The organism is Agrobacterium sp. LY4 (genome assembly GCF_001526585.1).
Classification (GTDB): Bacteria; Pseudomonadota; Alphaproteobacteria; order Rhizobiales; family Rhizobiaceae; genus Agrobacterium; species Agrobacterium leguminum.
Genome location: NZ_ASYA01000001.1, coordinates 931,258 through 949,832, shown reverse-complemented (window position 1 = coordinate 949,832; position 18,575 = coordinate 931,258). Strand labels below are relative to the sequence as shown.

General features: G+C 64.4%; 23 protein-coding genes. 3 read left to right on the top strand and 20 right to left on the bottom strand.

The window, feature by feature from the left end:
- Window positions 1-145: 145 nt before the first annotated feature.
- From L904_RS04765 to L904_RS04700, 14 genes are all read right to left on the bottom strand, one after another.
- Window positions 146-613 (bottom strand): cytochrome c-type biogenesis protein CcmH, encoded by a 468-nt coding sequence (locus L904_RS04765; protein ID WP_020808642.1) that lies wholly within the window; start codon window positions 611-613, stop codon window positions 146-148.
- Window positions 614-639: 26 nt separating this feature from the next.
- Window positions 640-2,631: a heme lyase CcmF/NrfE family subunit gene (locus L904_RS04760; RefSeq protein WP_020808641.1), complete on the bottom strand. Its 1,992-nt coding sequence runs from the start codon at window positions 2,629-2,631 to the stop codon at window positions 640-642.
- Window positions 2,628-3,140: a cytochrome c maturation protein CcmE gene (gene ccmE / locus L904_RS04755; RefSeq protein ID WP_020808640.1), complete on the bottom strand. Its 513-nt coding sequence runs from the start codon at window positions 3,138-3,140 to the stop codon at window positions 2,628-2,630. Before ccmE ends, L904_RS04760 begins: the two co-directional genes overlap by 4 nt.
- On the bottom strand, window positions 3,137-4,300 hold the full coding sequence (gene ccmI / locus L904_RS04750) for a c-type cytochrome biogenesis protein CcmI (protein ID WP_020808639.1): 1,164 nt from the start codon (window positions 4,298-4,300) through the stop codon (window positions 3,137-3,139). The genes ccmE and ccmI overlap by 4 nt, the downstream gene beginning before the upstream one ends.
- A gap of 161 nt (window positions 4,301-4,461) precedes the next feature.
- Window positions 4,462-4,890, bottom strand: a complete 429-nt coding sequence (locus tag L904_RS04745; RefSeq protein ID WP_031233367.1) for a membrane protein — start codon at window positions 4,888-4,890, stop codon at window positions 4,462-4,464.
- Window positions 4,891-5,007: 117 nt separating this feature from the next.
- Window positions 5,008-6,408: a HAMP domain-containing sensor histidine kinase gene (locus L904_RS04740; RefSeq protein ID WP_003521230.1), complete on the bottom strand. Its 1,401-nt coding sequence runs from the start codon at window positions 6,406-6,408 to the stop codon at window positions 5,008-5,010.
- A complete protein-coding gene (locus tag L904_RS04735) occupies window positions 6,398-7,069 on the bottom strand; it encodes a response regulator transcription factor (protein ID WP_003509815.1) in 672 nt (223 codons plus the stop codon). The genes L904_RS04740 and L904_RS04735 overlap by 11 nt, the downstream gene beginning before the upstream one ends.
- A gap of 94 nt (window positions 7,070-7,163) precedes the next feature.
- Window positions 7,164-7,418 carry a hypothetical protein gene (locus L904_RS04730; RefSeq protein WP_003497070.1) on the bottom strand — a complete coding sequence of 85 codons (255 nt, stop codon included), beginning with the start codon at window positions 7,416-7,418 and terminating at the stop codon, window positions 7,164-7,166.
- A gap of 137 nt (window positions 7,419-7,555) precedes the next feature.
- Window positions 7,556-7,762 carry a hypothetical protein gene (locus L904_RS04725; protein WP_035262738.1) on the bottom strand — a complete coding sequence of 69 codons (207 nt, stop codon included), beginning with the start codon at window positions 7,760-7,762 and terminating at the stop codon, window positions 7,556-7,558.
- A 34-nt stretch (window positions 7,763-7,796) separates the two neighbouring features.
- Window positions 7,797-11,606 (bottom strand): glycoside hydrolase/phage tail family protein, encoded by a 3,810-nt coding sequence (locus L904_RS04720; RefSeq protein WP_020808636.1) that lies wholly within the window; start codon window positions 11,604-11,606, stop codon window positions 7,797-7,799.
- 15 nt (window positions 11,607-11,621) lie between these two features.
- The gene (locus L904_RS04715) at window positions 11,622-12,056 is read right to left on the bottom strand and encodes an NlpC/P60 family protein (protein ID WP_020808635.1); all 435 of its coding nucleotides are present in this window, start codon (window positions 12,054-12,056) and stop codon (window positions 11,622-11,624) included.
- Window positions 12,053-12,937, bottom strand: coding sequence for a DUF2163 domain-containing protein (locus tag L904_RS04710; RefSeq protein ID WP_020808634.1), 885 nt, complete (start codon window positions 12,935-12,937; stop codon window positions 12,053-12,055). The genes L904_RS04715 and L904_RS04710 overlap by 4 nt, the downstream gene beginning before the upstream one ends.
- Entirely contained in the window at window positions 12,934-13,572 is a 639-nt protein-coding gene (locus L904_RS04705; RefSeq protein ID WP_020808633.1) for a TIGR02217 family protein, read from the bottom strand. Before L904_RS04705 ends, L904_RS04710 begins: the two co-directional genes overlap by 4 nt.
- A gap of 42 nt (window positions 13,573-13,614) precedes the next feature.
- The gene (locus L904_RS04700) at window positions 13,615-14,196 is read right to left on the bottom strand and encodes a phage tail tape measure protein (protein ID WP_020808632.1); all 582 of its coding nucleotides are present in this window, start codon (window positions 14,194-14,196) and stop codon (window positions 13,615-13,617) included.
- 112 nt (window positions 14,197-14,308) lie between these two features.
- On the opposite strand from L904_RS04700, the gene L904_RS04695 reads away from it, so the two are divergent.
- Together L904_RS04695 and L904_RS04690 are read left to right on the top strand one after the other, a co-directional pair.
- Entirely contained in the window at window positions 14,309-14,536 is a 228-nt protein-coding gene (locus tag L904_RS04695) for a DUF4160 domain-containing protein (RefSeq protein ID WP_031233366.1), read from the top strand.
- A complete protein-coding gene (locus tag L904_RS04690) occupies window positions 14,529-14,933 on the top strand; it encodes a DUF2442 domain-containing protein (RefSeq protein ID WP_020808630.1) in 405 nt (134 codons plus the stop codon). Before L904_RS04695 ends, L904_RS04690 begins: the two co-directional genes overlap by 8 nt.
- 5 nt (window positions 14,934-14,938) lie before the next feature.
- Here L904_RS04690 and L904_RS04685 read toward each other — a convergent pair whose 3' ends face one another.
- The 3 genes from L904_RS04685 to L904_RS04675 are packed head-to-tail and all read right to left on the bottom strand — an operon-like array spanning window position 14,939 to window position 15,911.
- Window positions 14,939-15,148, bottom strand: a complete 210-nt coding sequence (locus tag L904_RS04685) for a rcc01693 family protein (RefSeq protein ID WP_020808629.1) — start codon at window positions 15,146-15,148, stop codon at window positions 14,939-14,941.
- Complete coding sequence (locus L904_RS04680) at window positions 15,145-15,504, bottom strand: gene transfer agent family protein (RefSeq protein ID WP_020808628.1); 360 nt, start codon at window positions 15,502-15,504, stop codon at window positions 15,145-15,147. The genes L904_RS04685 and L904_RS04680 overlap by 4 nt, the downstream gene beginning before the upstream one ends.
- Complete coding sequence (locus L904_RS04675) at window positions 15,504-15,911, bottom strand: phage major tail protein, TP901-1 family (protein ID WP_003521219.1); 408 nt, start codon at window positions 15,909-15,911, stop codon at window positions 15,504-15,506. Before L904_RS04675 ends, L904_RS04680 begins: the two co-directional genes overlap by 1 nt.
- A 90-nt stretch (window positions 15,912-16,001) precedes the next feature.
- Here L904_RS04675 and L904_RS04670 point away from each other — a divergent pair, with 90 nt between their 5' ends.
- On the top strand, window positions 16,002-17,201 hold the full coding sequence (locus tag L904_RS04670; protein ID WP_020808627.1) for an MFS transporter: 1,200 nt from the start codon (window positions 16,002-16,004) through the stop codon (window positions 17,199-17,201).
- Between the two features lie 7 nt (window positions 17,202-17,208).
- On the opposite strand, the gene L904_RS04665 is transcribed toward L904_RS04670, so the two are convergent.
- From L904_RS04665 to L904_RS04655, 3 genes are read right to left on the bottom strand one after another with little or no spacing between them, the layout of a single operon-like run.
- Window positions 17,209-17,604: a DUF3168 domain-containing protein gene (locus L904_RS04665; RefSeq protein ID WP_020808626.1), complete on the bottom strand. Its 396-nt coding sequence runs from the start codon at window positions 17,602-17,604 to the stop codon at window positions 17,209-17,211.
- Window positions 17,601-17,936: a phage head closure protein gene (locus tag L904_RS04660; protein ID WP_020808625.1), complete on the bottom strand. Its 336-nt coding sequence runs from the start codon at window positions 17,934-17,936 to the stop codon at window positions 17,601-17,603. The genes L904_RS04665 and L904_RS04660 overlap by 4 nt, the downstream gene beginning before the upstream one ends.
- Before the next feature lie 3 nt (window positions 17,937-17,939).
- On the bottom strand, window positions 17,940-18,509 hold the full coding sequence (locus tag L904_RS04655) for a head-tail connector protein (protein ID WP_020808624.1): 570 nt from the start codon (window positions 18,507-18,509) through the stop codon (window positions 17,940-17,942).
- Window positions 18,510-18,575: the final 66 nt, after the last annotated feature.

The window sequence follows — 18,575 nt, the reverse complement described above, 5'->3', positions numbered from 1 at the left end:
TTTCTTCATTCAGACTGGAGCCCGTTTGACCGGGGGAGAAGCGGTGGATGATGAAGATATAGGAGGCGACACCTTACGGCGAAGTGTCTGACGAATGAAAAATCCGTAATGTTGAAAAAGAACCGGGGAGAAAAATGAAAACCGGTTATTTTTCAATGAGATTGCGAATTCGTTCTTCTTCGTCCGCACTCAGTTTCTGCGGCTGTTCCTGGGTGGCGCGACGGCGCGAAAACACGAAGACGGCGAAAATTCCCGCAAGGGTGAGACCGATGGGCGCGCCCCACAAAAGCACGGTGCGCAGGCTGAGGCGCGGTTTCAGGAGCACGAACTCGCCATAGCGCGACACGACATAATCGATGACGGCCTTGTCGCTGTCGCCCTCGACCAGCCGTTCGCGCACCAGAACGCGCAGGTCACGCGCCAGCTCGGCATTGCTGTCGTCGATGGACTGGTTCTGGCAGACCATGCAGCGAAGCTGAGACGTGAGGTTGCGGGCGCGCTGCTCCAGCACGGGGTCTTTCAGCACTTCGTCCGGGTTAAAGGCGAAGGCCGGAGAGGCTGCTGCGAAGATGAGGGTGAAAAGAAGAGCGAGCCTTGCCACTCTCTCCCTCATTCCTGTTCCCCGGAACAAGGCCACACTCATTCCGCCGCCTCCGGCATTGCAGCCCGCACCGGCTTCGCCTTGCGATTCGGCGCTCCGACCCGCAAACGCCTGTCCGAGAGCGAGATAAAACCGCCCGCCATCATGAACAGCGTACCGCCCCAGATGCACAGGATGAAGGGTTTCCACCAGATGCGCACCACCATGCCGCCATCGGCCATGGGGTCACCCAGCGAGACATAAAGCTGGCTGAGGCCGAAGGTCAGGATGCCGGCTTCCGTCGTCGGCATGCGTCGCGCGGTATAGAGCCGCTTGGACGACCAGACATCGGCCACCTCCACCCCCGCCTTGCGCACGGTGAAATGGCCGCGATCCTCGGTGAAATTCGGGCCGACGGCGTGGCGGACGCCATCGAAGGTCAGGCTGTAACCGCCCGCTTCCGCCGCCATGCCCTCTTTCATTTCCAGGACCGTCTCGGTCTCGAAAGTGGTGACGATGACGATGCCGAGCACGGTGATGCCGAGCCCCATATGCGCCAGCGCCGTACCGAAGGCCGAACGCGGCAGGCCCTTCAGGCGACGAAACGCGATACCGAAGGCGAGCTTGCCGAAATTGGCGCGATACCAGAGATCGGCGAAAGCGCCGAAGATTAGCCAGAAACCGGCGGCGATGCCGAGTGCGGCCAGCACCGGACCGCCATTTTCGATGTACCAGAGCGTCAGCCCGGCAAGGGCCGCAAGCGCCGCCGCCACATAAAGCCGCTGGAAGGCTCCGAGAAGATCGCCGCGCTTCCAGGCGAGCATCGGCCCGAAAGGCGTGACGATCAGGATCGGGATCATCAGCAGGCCGAACGTAAGATTGAAGAAGGGCGCACCGACAGAGATTTTTTCGCCCGTCAGCGTTTCCAGAATGAGCGGATAAAGCGTGCCGATCAGCACGGTCGCGGTCGAGACCGTCAGGATGAGGTTGTTGAGGACGAGCGACCCTTCGCGCGAAATCGGCGCAAACAGGCCGCCCGCCTTCAGGGAAGGTGCACGCCATGCGAAAAGCGCGAAGGCGCCGCCAATGAAGACGGTCAGAATGCCGAGAATGAAGATGCCGCGGCTCGGATCGGTGGCGAAGGCATGCACCGAGGTCAACACGCCGGAGCGGACGAGGAAGGTGCCGAGCAGCGACAGCGAAAAGGTCATGATCGCCAGAAGCACGGTCCAGATCTTCAGCGCCTCGCGCTTTTCCATGACGAGCGCCGAATGCAGCAGCGCGGTGCCGGCAAGCCATGGCATGAAGGAAGCGTTTTCCACCGGGTCCCAGAACCACCAGCCGCCCCAGCCGAGTTCATAATAGGCCCAATAAGAGCCCATGGAGATGCCGGCGGTCAGGAAGGTCCATGCGGCGAGCGTCCATGGCCGCACCCAGCGCGCCCAGGCGGCGTCGATGCGTCCTTCCAGCAGCGCCGCAACGGCAAAGGAGAAGCAGACGGAAAAGCCGACATAACCGAGGTAAAGCAGCGGCGGATGGATGGCGAGGCCGAAATCCTGAAGAATGGGATTGAGGTCCTGCCCCTCGGCGGGCACCGGCTCCAGCCGCAGGAACGGGTTGGAGGTGAGCAGGATGAACAGCAGGAAGGCGACCGAAATCCATGCCTGCACCGCAAGCACATTGGCTTTGAGCGTTTCCGGCAGGTTACGGCCGAAGGCGGCGACGAGCGCGCTGAAAAACACCAGAATCAGCAGCCACAGCAGCATGGAGCCTTCGTGGTTGCCCCAAACGCCGGTCAGCTTGTAGATCATCGGCATCAGCGAATGGGAGTTTTCCCAGACATTGCGCACGGAAAAATCCGAGACGGCATAGGCTCGCGTCAGCGCCGCGAAGGAGAAGGCGACCAGCAGGAACATCAGGACCGAGCCGAGCGAGGCGACATCCATCAGCGCCCGGTCGTTGCGGCGCGCGCCGATGACCGGCAGCGTCGAGACGATCAGCCCCACACCGAGCGCCAGAACCAGAACATAATGGCCGATCTCGTTGATCATCTGGTCGCTCCTGTCTTGTCGGAAGAAGGTGCGCTGGCCGCTGGCGTTGCGGCGGCTGGTTCCTCGCCGTCTCCCGCGTGCTGCCACAGGCCCTTGTCCTTCAGCCGGTCGGCCACTTCCTTCGGCATGTAGTTCTCGTCGTGCTTGGCCAGCACGCTGTCCGCCACGAAACCGTGGGTCGCGGCATCGAACATGCCTTCGGTTACCACGCCCTGCCCTTCGCGAAAAAGATCGGGCAGGATGCCGGTATAGCTGACCGGCACGTTCGCTTCACCGTCCGTCACCGTGAAGCTCACCGTGCGGCCCTCGCCGCGCTTGATCGAGCCTTCCGCCACCAGACCGCCGAGACGGATGCGGGTGCCGGGGTTGACGGGGGTCTTCTCCAGATCGGCCGGCATATAGAAATAGGCAATGGACTGGCCGAAGGCGAACATGACCAGCAGCACGGCTGCAACGATGAAGCTCATGCCGCCGCCGATGATCGCCAGGCGTTTCTGTTTGCGGGTCATTGCGTCACTCCCTGCGGCGCGGCATCCTGCTGCCCGTTCATGCGGATCGGTCCGGCGGAAACGCCCAGTTCCTTCGCCAGCGCCAGAAGCTGCCTGCCCTGCTCGCCCTCCGGCGGGAAGGCCTTCAGCCCCGCCCGCAGGGCCTCTCCGGCCTTGGCTTCGTCCTTCAGCACGGAATAGGCGCGAACGAGACGCATCCAGCCTTCGAAATCGGCCGGGTTTTCCTTCAGCTTGGCATCGAGGCTCGCCACCATGCCCTCGATCATCGCCTGCCGGTCCGTCGCCGTCATGTCTTTCGCCGCCGCCATGTCCTCAGCGGTCGGGCCGGGTGCGGCAGGGGTCGCCGCGCCGCCGGTCCGGGCGATATGTTCGCGCACCAGCGGCAGCCACGGCGCACCGGCCGGTGCATCGGCCGCCAGCGCAGTGAAGGCAGCGCGCGCTTCCTCGGCCTTACCGGCCTGTTCCAGCGACAGCGCCAGATAGAAACGGGCGCGCGGATTGCCGGGCTTCAGCTCTTCGGCCTCAGCAAAAGCAGCACGTGCGGCCTCGATGACGATGCCGTCATTGCCGGCCACCAGCGTTTCGCCAAGGCCCGTCAACCGTTCCGGGCTCGGTCCCAGAATACGAAGCGCATTGCGATAGGCAAGCTCGGCATCGCCAAGCCGCAATGTCTTGAAATAGATCGGCGCGAGAATGTCCCAGCCGGCGCCGTCTTCCGGGTTCTGCGCCAGATGCCGTTCCGCTCGGGCGACCAGCAGGTTCATGTCGTTACCGGGCTTTTCAAGACGCGCCTCGAGCGGCATGTCCGGCACCTCCGGACTGCCGTTCCAGATGTAAAGACAGAGACCGAGCGCGGGCAACAGAACCGTGATGAGGCTGGCGGCGAGATTGTGCCGGCGCGGCCGGGTTTCTTTGCCGGGTTGCTCTTCCGCTTCGGCGGCGGCGAGAAGCCGGCGGCCGATTTCGGCGCGGGCATAATCCGCCTCGGTGTCGCCGATGAGGCCGGCGGCGCGTTCGCGGTCCAGTTCGGCCAGCTGATCGCGATAAACGGCGACCTCACCGTCGCGGCGCGTCTGCGGCGCCTCGGTCTTCCGCATCAGCGGGTACATCAGGACGATGGCGACAGCCGCCGTCAATATCGCAACGACAATCCAGAACATAAGGCTCAATTACTCGAATGCGCGGCACATGGAAACATGAAGCGCGGGGATGACGTGAATTTGAGACATCACGCCGCACCGCAGGCCATCTCCCGGCTGCACCGCCATGCCTCTTCTTGTCATCGCAAAAGGCCCGTGACCTTGATTTACGTCAAACTATTTCAAGTCAGCGGCGACCAGCTTCCATCGGCATTGCGGCAGGCCGCACCACGCGCCCTGGTTTCGCGTCCGTCAACCGTCAGGGTGTGCGAATATTGCCGGCAATTCTGGTTGCCGACCTGATAGGGCGCATTGGCGACCACCTGCCCCTTGGCGTCATCGCCGGTCCACGACACAGGCGTGCCGACGGGGGCCGTTTCCAGCGCCTTGTATTCGGCTTCCAGCGCCTTGGTCTGGTCTCCCCTGTCGAGCTGCACGCCGCTTCTCCCGACAATGCCGCCTTCCAGATTGGCAAGGAACGGCGTCGAGGGCTGCGCAGAGCGGCCGAACAGGCCGCCGCCCGCCGGGCGGGTACCCGTGGTGGTGCAGGCGCTCAGCATCGATACGCACAGGATCGAGAGAAGTGCCGGGCGTGACACCAGCGAACGCATTGTCACGGAGCGGCAGCCATCATACACGTCAACCAAACCCTGTCCTCTTTCCTACCGCATTGCACCCAATATAGTGCCATTGAATTTCTTGCCTTTTTTCTTGCCTTTTTTCTTGCCTCACGCAAGCTCTTTCGAAAGGCCCGGCAAAATCAGATCGGCTTTCAGCCCGCCGATGGCGCTGCGCGACAGCGAAAAGCGGCCATGGTACTCTGACACCACCTCGGAAACGATCGACAATCCGAGGCCCGTGCCCGGCCGGCTCTCATCCAGCCGCCGCCCGCGCTTCATCGCTTCGCTGATCTGTTCCGGCTCAAGCCCCGGCCCATCATCCTCCACCGTCAGCTCCACCCAGGAGCGACGGGCAATTTCCGCATCGGAGGATGGGTGCGTGCCGGTCGCAAGCGTGATGACCACACGCGTCTGCGCAAAACGCGCGGCATTTTCAAGAAGATTGCCGACGACCTCTTCCAGATCCTGCTGCTCCATGCCGAGTACCGCGCCGGGTTGCTCGAAATTCAGCACGAACTGCTTGTCGGGGTTCAGGCGACGCATCACGCGCACCAGCCGTTCCAGCGCCGGCTCCGCTTCCACGCGGGCAAGGATGGAGCCGCGCTGGGCGGCGATGCGGGCGCGGGAGAGATAGGATTGCACCTGCGCCTGCATGGCGTCGGCCTGCGCGCGCACCAGATCGCCATGCTGCGGCTCCAGCGTGCGGGCCTCGTTCAGAAGAACGGCGATCGGCGTCTTCAGCGAATGCGCGAGATTGCCGACCTGCATGCGGGCGCGCTCCACGAGGCGGCGATTGCTGTCGATCAGCGCATTGACCTCATTGGCGAGCGGCTGGATTTCACGCGGGAATTCGCCTTCGAGGCTTTCCGCCTCCCCGCCCCTGATCTTGCCGAGCGCGACGCGAGCCTGATCGAGCGGCCGCAGACTGTAGAGAATGGCAAGACCGTTGACGACGAGACTGCCGACACCGAAAACGGCGAGCGCCAGATAAAGGCTGTTGGAGAAATCGCGCACATCGTCTTCCACGACGTTCAGATTGCCGGAGACACGGAAACGCGCCGCGCGCCCTTCGCCATCCAGCACCACTTCCGTTTCCGCCACGCGCACCTGATTGCCGGCCTCGTCCGTGACGGCATAAAAGCGCTCATAGCGGTTGTCGAAGGGCGCATCGAGAATGCTCGGCACCGGCAAAGTGGAGACGCCGAGCGACGATGATACCAGCGGCGCGGTCTGGAAATTGCCGAGCGGCTCGACAACCCAGTACCAGCCGGTATCGGGCTGCGAAAAGCGCAGATCGCCGAGCTGCGGGCTGCCGGCCAGCGTGTTCTCGTTGGAAATCGTCACGGAATTGATGACGTTATAAAGCTGCGCCCTCAGAAGATCGGTGAAGCTGCGCTCCACCCCCTGCCGGTAAAGCGTCGAGATCACGACGGCGATCACCACCAGCGCCAGCACCGACCAGAGCGAGGCGAGCAGCAGAACGCGGGCGGTGAGGGAATTACTTCGCATCTGCCGGCGCTTGCATCCGGTAACCGAGACCGCGGATCGTCTCGATCAGATCAACACCGAGCTTCTTGCGCAGACGGCCGACAAACACCTCGATGGTGTTGGAATCGCGGTCGAAATCCTGATCGTACATGTGTTCGACCAGCTCCGTGCGCGAGACGACCTCGCCCATGTGGTGCATCAGATAGGACAGCAGCCGGAACTCGTGCGAGGTGAGCTTCAGCGTCGTGCCGTTGACGGTCGCCTTGGAAGACTTGGTGTCGAGCCGGACCGGTCCGCACACCAGTTCGGAAGAGGCGTGGCCGGCGGCGCGGCGGATGAGCGCGCGCACGCGGGCAAGCACTTCTTCGACATGGAAAGGCTTGGTCACATAATCGTCGGCACCGGCGTCGATGCCGGCGACCTTGTCGCTCCAGCGGTCGCGGGCGGTGAGGATGAGCACCGGCATGGCCTTGCCGGCCGCACGCCATTTTTCAACGACGGTGATGCCGTCGAGCTGCGGCAGGCCGATATCGAGGACGATGGCGTCATAGGGCTCGGTATCGCCGAGATAATGGCCTTCCTCGCCGTCGAATGCCTGATCGACGACATAACCGGCTTCTTTCAGCGCATCGGTCAGCTGACGATTGAGATTGGCATCGTCCTCAACAACGAGAATACGCATTGTCCGCCCTTTCCTGTATCCCGGCCCGCAGGCGCGTCGCCGGTCATGCTAAATGTGTCGGATTGTTTTCCGATATTTCGGCGATGCGGGCAAGCTACATCGGCACGCGCATCGTCACCTTGCGCGGGCGTTCGCCATTGCCCTGGACGAGAACCGTGACGACACAGGACTGACCGTCGCCGGAAGGATAGACCGAAAGCAGCTGACCGCCGGTTTCGCGCACGACGCGGGCGACGGCTGCGCCGCAATCGCTCGCCGCCAGAATGTAATGGCCCTGCAGATCAGCCTCGGGCGCCGTGAAACCGGAAAGCCCGGCTGCAAGCGTCGCGATGATGAGAGGTGATGCCATTCTACAAACTTCCAAAAAACCGGGTGCGTCTCGAACCGTATTCTGACCGAATATGTAGCGCAAAGCGTCTGAATGGCAAATGAATGCCGCCCCCGCCGCGTGGGCGCCAGGCGGGAACGGCGTCGTCGCGGGCGCTGTCAGCGAATGGCGCTGGTCGCCGAAAGACGGCCGTAAAGTGCGACCAGACCACCGATTCCGCCCGCAACCGTCACCAGCCCGTCCGCAAGTTCTCCTTGCAGACCGGCGGGCAGATCAAGGCCGGCGATGCTGAAAAGCGGTGCGAAAACCGCGACCAGGGCGCCCCAGATCGTTCGTGATTGATACCATGCTTTGGTACTGTCCATAGTCTCATCCTTTGCGTTGTTTTTCAGGCACATGTCAGATCGGGAGGATGGTCTCAGCCACCACGCCCGAGGGCACCGCGCGGCCGAGCATTCGGACACGCACGGAAATGTGATCCCGTAAAGCCGGGAAATCTGTGAGTTCGTCCGCGGCGGGGTAAAACCAGAAGGGTTGTGAAACCTCCGCCATGCGCCGCACGGTCTCACCGTCCAGCACCTCGATGCGATAAAGCTCGAAGGGCTCGTCCAGCGGGATGTCGCTCGCATCCCAGCTATCGGCCTCCACCCGGCCCCGGCGTTTCCACCTGATGAAAACGCCGTCGCCGCGCCGCTCGGCGGCAAGATGCACCGGCGCGAGCGGTGTCAGCGCCCGCAGGCCGCCCTCGAAGGCAAAAGGACCGCTCGGCGCGCCCGCCATTCCGGCGGCTTCCGCGATCCAGTTCAGGCGTCGCCCGCGCTCGCTCGCGGCAAGACCGAGCGGCTGCACCGCCGCATCCAGAACCACCACCGGCGCACCTTTCGGCGCGCCTGCGGCGAGCGCGTCTTCCGTGCCGGCGAGCCCCCGCAGAAGAGCGGAAAGCCGCCAGCGTGCGGGTGCGATTTCCTCGGCCTTTGCGAAGGCGACGATCTCCCACACGCCGTTCGCCGCCTTGATGGCAAGACGGTTCTCGCCGTTCAGCACCGAAAGCTCCCCGGCCGACGATATCTCGCCGAAGGGCAGATCGACGAGGATTGTGTTTTTCCGGTCGAAACGGCCGGAAGGGCCCGATGTTAGCGGCATTGCCAGCGCGCCGATCATCGCCGGCCGGTCCAGCAGCACGCGCTGCCGGTAGCCTTCCCTGCCCGGCGACGCGGAAATGACGATTGGCCGCCAGGGCTTTGCAAGCGCCGCAATCCGCGCCGAATCCTCCGGCGCGGCGCCGTCATGGTAGGGCAGATCGAGAAACAGCATCTCGGGCGCGAAACCTTCCGCTCCGCTTGCGCCGCTGCTGCGCCGTTCTTCCGCGCCGCCGGCAAAGACCGGAGAGGCCGCGGAAAAGGCCCGCGCCTCCACCTGCCGCACCGCGCCGTCCTCGATCCGGCTGACCAGAAACCGCCCTGCCGGCGCCTGCGGAAAGGCCCCTTCCGGCAGGCGGATACAATCACCCGGTTCAAGCGCGATATCGCAAGGCGGCAGAGCAAAGCGCAGGCTGCGCCGCGCCTGCCGGTTGTCGCGCAACAACGCCTCGACGGCGGCTTCCGCCGTTTCCGCAGGCAGGGCAGCGTTGAGATCGAGCCGCATCACCCGGCTGCCGGCATTGTCGATGCGGCGGGACCGTACACTTGCCTGCTCGTAATCCAGCGCCGGGTTGAAAGACGTCAGCACGGCTTCAGCCGCGAAATCGCTGTCATGGCCACGATTTTCCGACCAGAGCGGCTCGTCTTCCAGATCGGTCAGCACGGCAATATCCCGGACCGGCAAGACCGCCGTATTGCGGGAGCGGAAACGCAGGGTTCCGCCATCTTCCGTCACATCCACCTGAAACGCCGCCATCAGCGGCTCCAAGAGGTTGCGGGCCGAGGTCACGTCGCCCTGCACATAACCTCCCAGATCGCCGCTGACGGCGGAAACGTCGAAGTCTGAAAAGCCGTGATCGGTGAGGATGGCGGCGATGGCATCGGCGAGCGTTGCCGTGCCCAGCCTCCCGTTCAGCCAGTGGCCGGTGCGCCAGTTCGCCCCATCGCTCCATGCCGCGCCATTCTGCGGAAAGGCGGGGAAAGGCCGTGCATCCCAGGTCCACAGATAGACCCGGTTTGCATCGACCATCGCCGTATCGCCCTTTCCCCAATGGTCGAGATGCGCCTCCAGAAACCGTCGCTGCTGGCTGTCGGCGCGGTTGCGGCGGGAAAAATAGGGAAAGGCGTTTTCCGCCGATTTCGGATCTGGAAAGACATTGGGGCGGGTCGCGCTCTTGTCCACCGCCGGGCAGCCGAGTTCGGTGAACCAGATGGGCTTCGAGCGCGGCGCCCATGCCGTGGGCGTTGTTTTCTCCACACCCCGCACCCGGTCGTAGTGGAGGTTTCCCCACCAGTTGCGCAAGTCCTTGTAACGGAACACCCATGGCTTGCCCTTCAGCCCGTCGGTAATCGGCGTGCGCCGCCGCGCGGCGCGGTCCGCATCGCTGGCATAATACCAGTCGAACCCCTCCCCCGCCGTAATAGTGCGGCGGAAGGCGCTCACATCGTCCGGGCCGGTCATGCCGTCCGGATTGCCGTTTGCGGCATCCCCGTCACGCCAGTCGGAAAGCGGCATGTAATTGTCGATGCCGATGGCGTCGATATTCGGGCTCGCCCAGAGCGGATCGAGATGGAAGAACACGTCGCCCGAGCCGTCCGCCGGCTGGTGGCCGAAATATTCGCTCCAGTCCGCCGCATAGGTCAGCTTCACCGCCGGCCCCAATATCGCCCGCACATCGTCCGCCAGCCGCAGCAATTCCCCGACAAAGGGAAAGGCGTCGTTCTGGTCCCTGAGCGACGTCAGCCCGCGCAGCTCCGAGCCGATCAGAAAGGCATCCACTCCCCCCGCCTGGGCCGCCCGGGCCGCCAGTGCCGCATAGTGCAGCACCATACGGCGATAGCCTTCATCGCGGTTGCAGAAGGCGGAAACCTGCGCCCTTGCGCCCGCGCTGCGATCCGCAGAGCCGGCCCTGCCGGGTGCGGGAAAGCAGGTGATGCGCCCGCGCCAGGCATAGGCGTCCTGCTCGCTTTTGCCATAGGGGTCCGGCAGACCATTGCCGATGGGGACATCCATCATCACGAAGGGGTAAAGGCACACCCGAAGGCCGCGCGCCCTGAGATCGGCTATCGCCTGCAACACGCTTTCGTCGTTCGGCGTGCCGCCATAGGCCGGGCCGCCGCCATGATGGCTGACAGGATGCGCCTCATCGCGCGAAAGGCCGGCGACGGACCATGGCATGGTTTCCCCATCCCGGCCGGCCACTTCCACGCCCGGCAGAATGCGGCATTCCCCCGCCCGCATATCCGTGCCGAACCAGCTCACCACCAGCGCCACGCTCTCAAGATTGGGGCACAGATCCAGCAACTCGTCGATCGCGGCACCCCAGTCGGTCGAAGCGGTCAGGCCGTTGCGGTTCATGATGCGGCTTTGACCGATCCCCGTGCGTTCGCAAACCTGCGCGGGGGCGTAACCGTGCTCGGTGGCGCCCGGAATGACGGTGATGGCGCGGACGGATTTTTCCAGCCGGCCGACCGGCCGCACCACTTCGAACTGCATGAGCGGAATGCGGTTGCCGAAGCCGTCGAGCGGCAGGCGTTCGAACACCACATAGGCCAGTCCGCGAAAAGCCGGCGCATTGCCCGCTCCCTGCTTCGCCTCGATCAGCGGGTCGGGCAATTGCGTCTCGCTGCCGGGATAAAAGCGCATCTCCACGGCACTCAGGTCCAGCTCCCGCCCATCGGCCCAGACGCGCCGCACCCTTGCCGCTTCGCCTTCGCACAGGCCGATGGCAAAGCTGGCGAAATACCGAAAGGTCTCCACTTTCGGGCCGCGATTGCCCTTGCCGCCGCGCCGCTGCACCTCCACGCTCTCTTCGAAGCGCGTCGCCCAGATCAGCGTGCCGCCGATCCGCGCTGCGCCGTAAAGCCGGTTGATCGCCGCGCCCTCATCCGCGCCGGGAATGCGCGCGGTCGAGAGCCGCGCGCCCGTTACCGTCCGCCCGTTCGAAAGCAGCGTGCGGTCGATGGCATTGCCCGCCAGCGCTCCGGCCGCCCGGCCGATCACTGCGCCCAAAGGACCGAAAATGCCGCCGAGTGCCGCGCCCGCCGCCTGAAAAACGATTGTCGCCATGCTTGCCTCGAAAAATCAGGGATCGGGAAAACGGAAGACGCCGGCGATGCGCCGCCGCCAGCCGGGTACCAGCGCCGACCGCACCACCGCCGCCTGTTCATAGGCATGGATGAAATGCTGCGGACCGGCCAGAATGCCGAGATGCTTGGCCGCCGCATCGGCCCGCCAGCGGAATAGCAGCAGGTCTCCCGACCTTGCCTCTTCCAGGCCCGCCACCGCCGGAAAATGGCGTTTTGCCGCCGCCATCAGCCGGTCCTCGCCGCCGCGTTCGGCCCAATCGGGCGCATAGGGTGGCGGCAATTCCGGTTCGTGGCCGTAAAGGTCCCGCCAGATGCCGCGAATGAGGCCGAGGCAATCGCAGCCGACACCCTTCAACGAGGCCTGATGCCGATAGGGCGTGCCGATCCAGCCTTCGGCGAGCGCCAGCACTCTTTCGCCGGGATCGCTCATGAAAACAGCGCCCCGCCGTCATGGCTCTCGCCGCCCGCCGCATAGGAATAGGCGAAATCCGCCCCCGGCAGATGCGGAAAGCCCCGGAAATTCAGATGATTGGCGAATTTTGCCCCGCAGGTGGAAAAACTCTTGTCGCAGCCGGCGGTGACGGAAAACGTATCTCCCGGCAAAGGCGGCTGTTCCGGCAGCAGCCAGAAGGACAGAAGCACCCCGCCGTCACGCCGCTCCTGCCCGTCGAGATCGAACCCCTTGCCGGCGAGCGGACCGGTCAGAAAACGCAGCTTCCCCCGGCTGAAAAAACCATCGGCAAAGGCATCGAGACCGGAGACGAGCAGGCCGCCCGAGGCGTCCACCGCCGCCACGCGGCCATGCCCGGTAAAGCGCGCCAGATCGACACTGCAACGCCTGTCGCCAAGGGCGGCGTCGCAGCGCCGCCCATAGACCCTGCCCTGCGGCTGGCCGAGGCGATGGGCAAGGCTGCGCAGCTCGGCGCGAAACGCCCCGCCGGCCCGCGTCACCTCGCCAATCTCGCGCCTGTTCAGCAGCACATGCTGGTCAGGCGCCTGCCAGTTGACGAGGAAAAGCTCCACCCTCGCCCCATCGAAACGCCCGGCGGCCAGATCGCCCTCCGCAATCGCCTCGTTCGAAAAACCGCCAGCCACCTCCCCGGCGCCTGCGCCCAGTCCCGTTTCGCCGTCACTATCGCTGGCCGAAAAGCCGCTGGCGGCAAGGTAGGAGGTGCCGGCAAACGATATCGTCTCGTCATGATCGGTAAAACCGATCACCGCACTGTCCTTCAGTGTCACCTTCCAGCAATGGCATGTGGTCGTCGCATCTTGCCCGAGATGCCCGGCAAGGGCGGCGGGAATGGTTTTCATGGCAGGATTTCCATCAGTGGAATGGAGGGAATACGGCCCGCCTCGAAAGCGGTCAGGTTCACGTCGATACGGTCGATCCCGAAGCGGACCGGCACGTCGAATTCGAAACCGGCGCGGATCGCGGCGCCGGCGGGCGGCACCCGCCCCGTACGGAACACGATCATTCCGGTTACATGATCGACCGCCACATCAGCCGCTTCGACCTTTACCCCTTCGACCGAAACCATGACCGAGCCTTCGGCCGGTTTCTCGATCCGCCGCACAAAGGAGCCGCCCGCATCGGCATAGGTCTTCAGCAACTGAAAACGGGCCGTCATCCCGTCGCCGGTCCCGATCCTCTGATCGGTCGCGGCGGGCGTCTCTCCCGGCGGGCAGGATTTGAAATCCACCGGATCGCGAAAGCGAAAGCCGTAAAGCTCGCCGCGCCGCGCCTCGAAAAAGGCAAGCACCTCATAAAGATCGGCAACGGAGCGGATACCGGATCCGGCGTCATAGCTGCGTCTGGCGTTCCTCCAGCGCTGGTTGCGGCTTTCGCGGCCATTGGACAGGTTGACGATATCCGTCCGCCTCACCGGGCCGCCGCTGACGCCGAGCGCGAGCCGCAGCGGAAACCGCACTTCATGAAATGCCGCCATGTCGTTGTTCCTGGATTCTTTTCGGTGGTCTTGAAACGTGGGTCACAATCCGCGCTGGCCGCGCCCGACGCTGCGCGCCAGCATGGCGGCGATCTGGCCTTCGCTTTTCCGAAAGCTCGCAGCATCCGTCGCCGTCACGTTAAAAACGATCTGCGCCCCGCCGCCGCCGGACGGCGCGGCAACGCCGAGAGCACCATCCGAACCGCGCTTCAGCGGCAGGATCGCTTCCGCCCCCGCCTCGCCCATCAGACCAAGTCCGCCGCCCATCGGAAAAAAGGCGGGGCTGGAAACGACGCCGCCATCGGCAAAGGGCGTGATGCCGCGTCCCGGCACACCGCCATCGGCAAAAGCGAACAGCGAACCGCCGCCGTTCAAAAGCCCGCTGACGGCATTGCCGATCATGCCCTCCAACGGTTTCAGACCGGCCGAAAGTGCGATGCCGGACAGCCGCTGCCCTAACCCGCGCAACACATCGTCCAGCCCTTTGCCGCCCGCCGTCGCCGCCTGCAGGGCCGAGGTCAGGGCCGCGCCGAACCGCTCGGACCGGCGCTCAAGATCGCCCATCACCTCGGACAGCGCCTCCGCCTCTTCCCGGTTCTCCGCCATCGATCCTTCGCCCGCCATCGCGCTTGCCTTTCTGATTCAACCGAGGAATGCATGGTGCTGAAACAGCTCTCAAAAACCGCTGCTTCAACCCACACTCTTTTAAAACCCAACTTCTTGGGTTATGGTTCTCATGGTCACGGTTCTCCGCCAGCATGGCATGCGTTTTGTCATCTACACGGCCGATCACGAGCCGCCGCATGCCCATGTCTATGGAGAGGGTGAAGCCCGTATCGACATCGTCAGCCTCGTCGTTCTCACACAGGGCGGCATGTCGGACCGGGATGTGCGGCGCGCCGTCGCCGTCATCGAGGAAAACCGGAAGCTGTTTATGGAAACCTGGAGACGATATCATGGTTGAGGTCAGCGATGCCGAACTCGCCGCCGCCAAGGAACGCTGGCAAAAAGAGCGCGCCGAGCGCCCCATTCCGGTTTCCGTGCGTTTCGAAACGGCCTCGGCCCGTGTCATCGTCGATTTCGCCAACGGCGCCTGCTTCATGTTCCCCGCGCGAGCGCTCGAAGGCTTGCAGGACGCGACCGCCGAACAGCTTGCGGATGTCGAACTGCTCGGCGAGACGGGTCTGCATTGGGAAACCCTCGATGTCGACTATACGATCAGCGGCCTGATGAACGGTATTTTCGGCAGCCGCACATTCATGGAAACACAGCGCAAGGGCGGGCAATCCCGCTCTCCGGCCAAGACGGCAGCCAGTCGGGCGAACGGTGCCAAGGGCGGCCGTCCGCGAAAAATGCCCTGACGCCGTTACCTGTCTGGAAACCGCCGCATCATCGCCTCCATCGCCTGACGGTCGGGGCCGAGGAGAACGGCGTTGCCGCCCGTCATCGCGAAGAATTCCCGCGGGGTCAGCCGCCAGAAGGTTTCTGAGGAGAGCCGCAGCAGGCAGAAGCCGGCATGGATCGCCGCCTCCCAGGGGAACGGGCGCGGCGTCGCCTCGCCTGCTGCGGCGCTCAAGGGTCCGGCGGCGTCTCGCCTTTCAGGCCGCCGAAGGTGGCGGTCAAAAGATCGGCGACAATGGCGGCATGGCCGGCCATGCCGCCTTCCACCGTGGCAGCGGCCACATCCTCGTCGGAAAAGACATTGCCCGCGCCGCGCAGGCCCGCGCCGATCACCCTTATCATGTCGACCGCCTTCATGCGGCCGCTCGCGAAACGTTCGGCGAGCGCGGTGAGGTCGTCGGCTGCAAAGGCGGTTTCGAGTTCGGCCAAGGCCCCGAGCGTCAGGCAGAGAACGCGCCTTTCGCCGTCGATCAGCGCCTCGATCTCGCCGCGATGGCGGTTCGCCCGCCCGTAACGCAAACGCTCAGCCATCACAGCGCTCCGAATGTGAGAAGACCGGCCGATTCCAACGCGATCTCGAATTGCACCTCGCCATCGTGACGGCCGGAATATTCGAGCGCCACGATCTGGAACGGCCCGGTAACGATGCCGAAACCGGGAATGACGATCTGCCAGCCGGGAATGCTGCCCGCAAAAAATGCGCCGCGCACCAGCGCATCGCTCGCCTGATCCTTGAAGATGCCGGAGGCCGTGAGCGATGCCCGCTGCACGCCGGCGCCGGCAAGAAGCTCCCGCCAGCGCCCCGCACTTTCGGCATCCGTCACATCGACGGCCTGCGCATTGAAGGCCAGCCGCTTTGTCCTCAACCCCGCGACGGTTGCGTAGGAACCGGCATTGTCGATCTTCAGCAGCAGGTCCTTGCCCTTCTGAGCCACCATGTTGTTTCCTTTCGTCTCGATTGCTGTTGCGGGGTCGCGACGGGCCTGCTACCAAAAGCGTTCCTGCACCTCGCACCCCGCGATCTCACCATGTCCGACGCTGCCCCCCTGACGTCTCGCGCGCGCCTTATCGGCGTGCTTGCGGTCGGGCAGATCGTGAGCTGGGGCAGCGGTTTCGATATGCTGGCCGTCCTCGGGCCACGGATCGGCAAGGAACTGGCCATCACCAATGGCGTGGTTTTCGCCGGCCTCACGATCATGATGACCATCAGCGCCCTGTGCGGCCCGCTGCTTGGAAGAATGCTGATGCGCCACGGCGCGACGCCCGTGCTGGCGGCCGGTTCGGTATTCTTCGCGGCCGGCTTTGCCGTGCTCGCCTTTGCGGGCGGGGCGATGAGCTATCTCTTCGGCTGGGCCGTGATGGGTTTTGCCGCCACCTGCGGCCTGACGACGGCGGCCCATGCGGCCGTGGTGGAACGCGTGGGCGCGGAAAGCGGCCGGCTTTTGACGCTGCTGATGCTGTTCACCGGGCTTTCGGCGGCGGTTTTCCTGCCGGTCACCACCATTGCCGATCAGCATCTCGGCTGGCGCGGCACGCTTGCCGCCTATGCCTGTCTGCAAATCTTCATCCTGCTGCCGCTCTATCTTTTCGTGCTTCCCGGCCGGCCGGCCCGAAAAGAGGCAAAGCCGAAAGAAGAGACGGCGATGTCGCCCTCACCGGTCGATACGCGGCGCGCCTTCGTGCTGCTGGCCGCCATGACGACGATCAGCGCGTTTACGACCTTCGGCCTGTCACCGCTTCTGCCGCTGCTTCTGGTTCAGGCCGGCGCAACGCAATCGCTTGCGGTGCAACTGGCATCGGCACGCAGCGTCCTTGCGATTACGGCGCGCGGGCTGGATTTCCTGCTCGGGAAGCGCGGAAACCCCTTCCTCACCGCCATGATCGGCTTCTGTCTGCTGCTCTTTTCCCTGCTGCTGTTGCTCGTTTTTGCTCCGGCCATGCCCGCCTTCATCGGTTTCATCGTTTTCTTCGGCTTTGGCGCCGGCGTGCTTACCGTCAGCCGGGCCGTGTTGCCGCTGGCTGTGTTTTCGCCGGAAGAATATGGGCTTCAGGCCGCGCGCATCTCCCTGCCGCAGAACCTCGCCATTGCCGTGGCGCCGGTCATCTTCACCGTGGCGCTCGATCGCGGCGGCGTATCCGCCATGCTCACCATCGCCTCCGTGCTGATCGGCATTTCGTTTCTGCTGCTGATCGTTCTGTGGAAAACCGTGCGCAGGCAGGGCTCCTGAAACGGCGCTACTCCGTCACCGCCCTGAAGCGCATCTCCGCGATGAAATTCCGTGTCTTCGCCTCGCGCCGCGAGCGGCTGGAAAGAAGATGCAGATTGACGAGAGAGACGCCGGCAATCGGCAGCGCGGCATCATCGAGCAGGATCTTCACCCGGTTGGCGATTTCGCCGGCACCCCTGCGGCCATTGGCGTCGCTCCATATCTGCAGCGACAGGAAATGCTCCTCGGCCCTTTCCGTCGCCGTCGAATAGTTCCGGCTTTCGAGATCATCGATAACGATGCACGGCAGAACCGGGCGCGGCAGAAGCCGGTCGACGATGCCGCCGGGGATAAGCGCCGTCAGCGCCGCATCGCTGCCGAGCCTTGCGAAAATTGCCTGCAGAAGCAGGTTTGCGGCGCTCATCGGCTTTCCTCCTCGCAGCGGCAGACGATGAACCGGCGTGTCTCATCCGGGTCCATCACCGCCCGGATCGCCAGAATGCGGCGGCCCTTGCGAAAGCGCATGCCGGCGGCGATGTCGCCGCGGTAAGCCAGCCAGACGCGGTGGGTGATCGTCACGCCCTCGGCCGAGGCCCGTTCATGGGAGGCCTCCGAAACGGGTTCGATCGCAGCCCAGAGCGACCGCAGGAAATTCCAGCTTTCGGCAGCACCGCCCTGCCCGTCCGGCGTTTCGGTCCGCACGTCCAGTTCCAGCCGCGCCGTCAACTTGCCGGGATCGAGAAAAACAAGATTCATGTCTCAAAGCCCCAGACGGCAGAAAGGCGCCACCAGCCGCTCGTAACCGGCGGGAATGGCGGCGGGCTGGTTTTCCGGGGCGACCGCGCCGCGAAAGGCGAACATCTGCGCCACATGCATCAGCATGGCGCGTTTCAGCGTGTCGGGCACATCCGTTCCCGCTTCGCCGTAGCCGGCAATAAAATCGATCTCGATGCCGTTCATCGCCCGTCCGGGGGCCGGCGGATCGCGCAGCCACAGTCTTGCGGGACGCGCCGCGCCATCGAGCAATTTTTCCCCGGCGGTGATATCCGCCGAGCGCCCGTCACCGTCAAAAACCAGAATCGTTTCGATGGCTTGCACCGGTGTCCTACCAATCAGAATCACGCCCGCCTGCGGCCACCGGTCAAGATAAAGCCGCCAGGTCTGGCGGAGGAGGCAAAGCCCTGTCGTGCGCTCCAGATGCTCGCGGGCGGTGCGGATGAGCGCGGCAAGAAGCGCATCCTCATCGCCGCTATCGAGACGCAGATGCGCCTTCACCTCGGCAAGCGTCAGCGGCTCCGCCTGCGGCGGATGAATGAGGGCATAGGTCATGGGGTCTCCGGAAGAAAGGTAGTCGCATTGGCGAGCGGGCACCGCTTGTTTCGTCTCCCCGAAGGG

Bases quoted from the DNA above. Each gene is read 5' to 3' on its own strand.
- L904_RS04730 (WP_003497070.1), bottom strand. From the start codon at position 7,418: ATGGCATCACCTCTCATCATCGCGACGCTTGCAGCCGGGCTTTCCGGT.
- L904_RS04680 (WP_020808628.1), bottom strand. From the start codon at position 15,504: ATGGCTGAGCGTTTGCGTTACGGGCGGGCGAACCGCCATCGCGGCGAG.
- ccmI (WP_020808639.1), bottom strand. From the start codon at position 4,300: ATGTTCTGGATTGTCGTTGCGATATTGACGGCGGCTGTCGCCATCGTC.
- L904_RS04670 (WP_020808627.1), top strand. From the start codon at position 16,002: ATGTCCGACGCTGCCCCCCTGACGTCTCGCGCGCGCCTTATCGGCGTG.
- L904_RS04735 (WP_003509815.1), bottom strand. From the start codon at position 7,069: ATGCGTATTCTCGTTGTTGAGGACGATGCCAATCTCAATCGTCAGCTG.
- L904_RS04705 (WP_020808633.1), bottom strand. From the start codon at position 13,572: ATGGCGGCATTTCATGAAGTGCGGTTTCCGCTGCGGCTCGCGCTCGGC.
- L904_RS04765 (WP_020808642.1), bottom strand. From the start codon at position 613: ATGAGGGAGAGAGTGGCAAGGCTCGCTCTTCTTTTCACCCTCATCTTC.
- L904_RS04710 (WP_020808634.1), bottom strand. From the start codon at position 12,937: ATGAAAACCATTCCCGCCGCCCTTGCCGGGCATCTCGGGCAAGATGCG.
- L904_RS04690 (WP_020808630.1), top strand. From the start codon at position 14,529: ATGGTTGAGGTCAGCGATGCCGAACTCGCCGCCGCCAAGGAACGCTGG.
- L904_RS04695 (WP_031233366.1), top strand. From the start codon at position 14,309: ATGGTCACGGTTCTCCGCCAGCATGGCATGCGTTTTGTCATCTACACG.
- L904_RS04700 (WP_020808632.1), bottom strand. From the start codon at position 14,196: ATGGCGGGCGAAGGATCGATGGCGGAGAACCGGGAAGAGGCGGAGGCG.
- L904_RS04665 (WP_020808626.1), bottom strand. From the start codon at position 17,604: ATGAGCGCCGCAAACCTGCTTCTGCAGGCAATTTTCGCAAGGCTCGGC.
- L904_RS04675 (WP_003521219.1), bottom strand. From the start codon at position 15,911: ATGGTGGCTCAGAAGGGCAAGGACCTGCTGCTGAAGATCGACAATGCC.
- L904_RS04655 (WP_020808624.1), bottom strand. From the start codon at position 18,509: ATGACCTATGCCCTCATTCATCCGCCGCAGGCGGAGCCGCTGACGCTT.
- L904_RS04740 (WP_003521230.1), bottom strand. From the start codon at position 6,408: ATGCGAAGTAATTCCCTCACCGCCCGCGTTCTGCTGCTCGCCTCGCTC.
- L904_RS04745 (WP_031233367.1), bottom strand. From the start codon at position 4,890: ATGCGTTCGCTGGTGTCACGCCCGGCACTTCTCTCGATCCTGTGCGTA.
- L904_RS04660 (WP_020808625.1), bottom strand. From the start codon at position 17,936: ATGAATCTTGTTTTTCTCGATCCCGGCAAGTTGACGGCGCGGCTGGAA.
- L904_RS04720 (WP_020808636.1), bottom strand. From the start codon at position 11,606: ATGGCGACAATCGTTTTTCAGGCGGCGGGCGCGGCACTCGGCGGCATT.
- L904_RS04715 (WP_020808635.1), bottom strand. From the start codon at position 12,056: ATGAGCGATCCCGGCGAAAGAGTGCTGGCGCTCGCCGAAGGCTGGATC.
- ccmE (WP_020808640.1), bottom strand. From the start codon at position 3,140: ATGACCCGCAAACAGAAACGCCTGGCGATCATCGGCGGCGGCATGAGC.
- L904_RS04760 (WP_020808641.1), bottom strand. From the start codon at position 2,631: ATGATCAACGAGATCGGCCATTATGTTCTGGTTCTGGCGCTCGGTGTG.
- L904_RS04725 (WP_035262738.1), bottom strand. From the start codon at position 7,762: ATGGACAGTACCAAAGCATGGTATCAATCACGAACGATCTGGGGCGCC.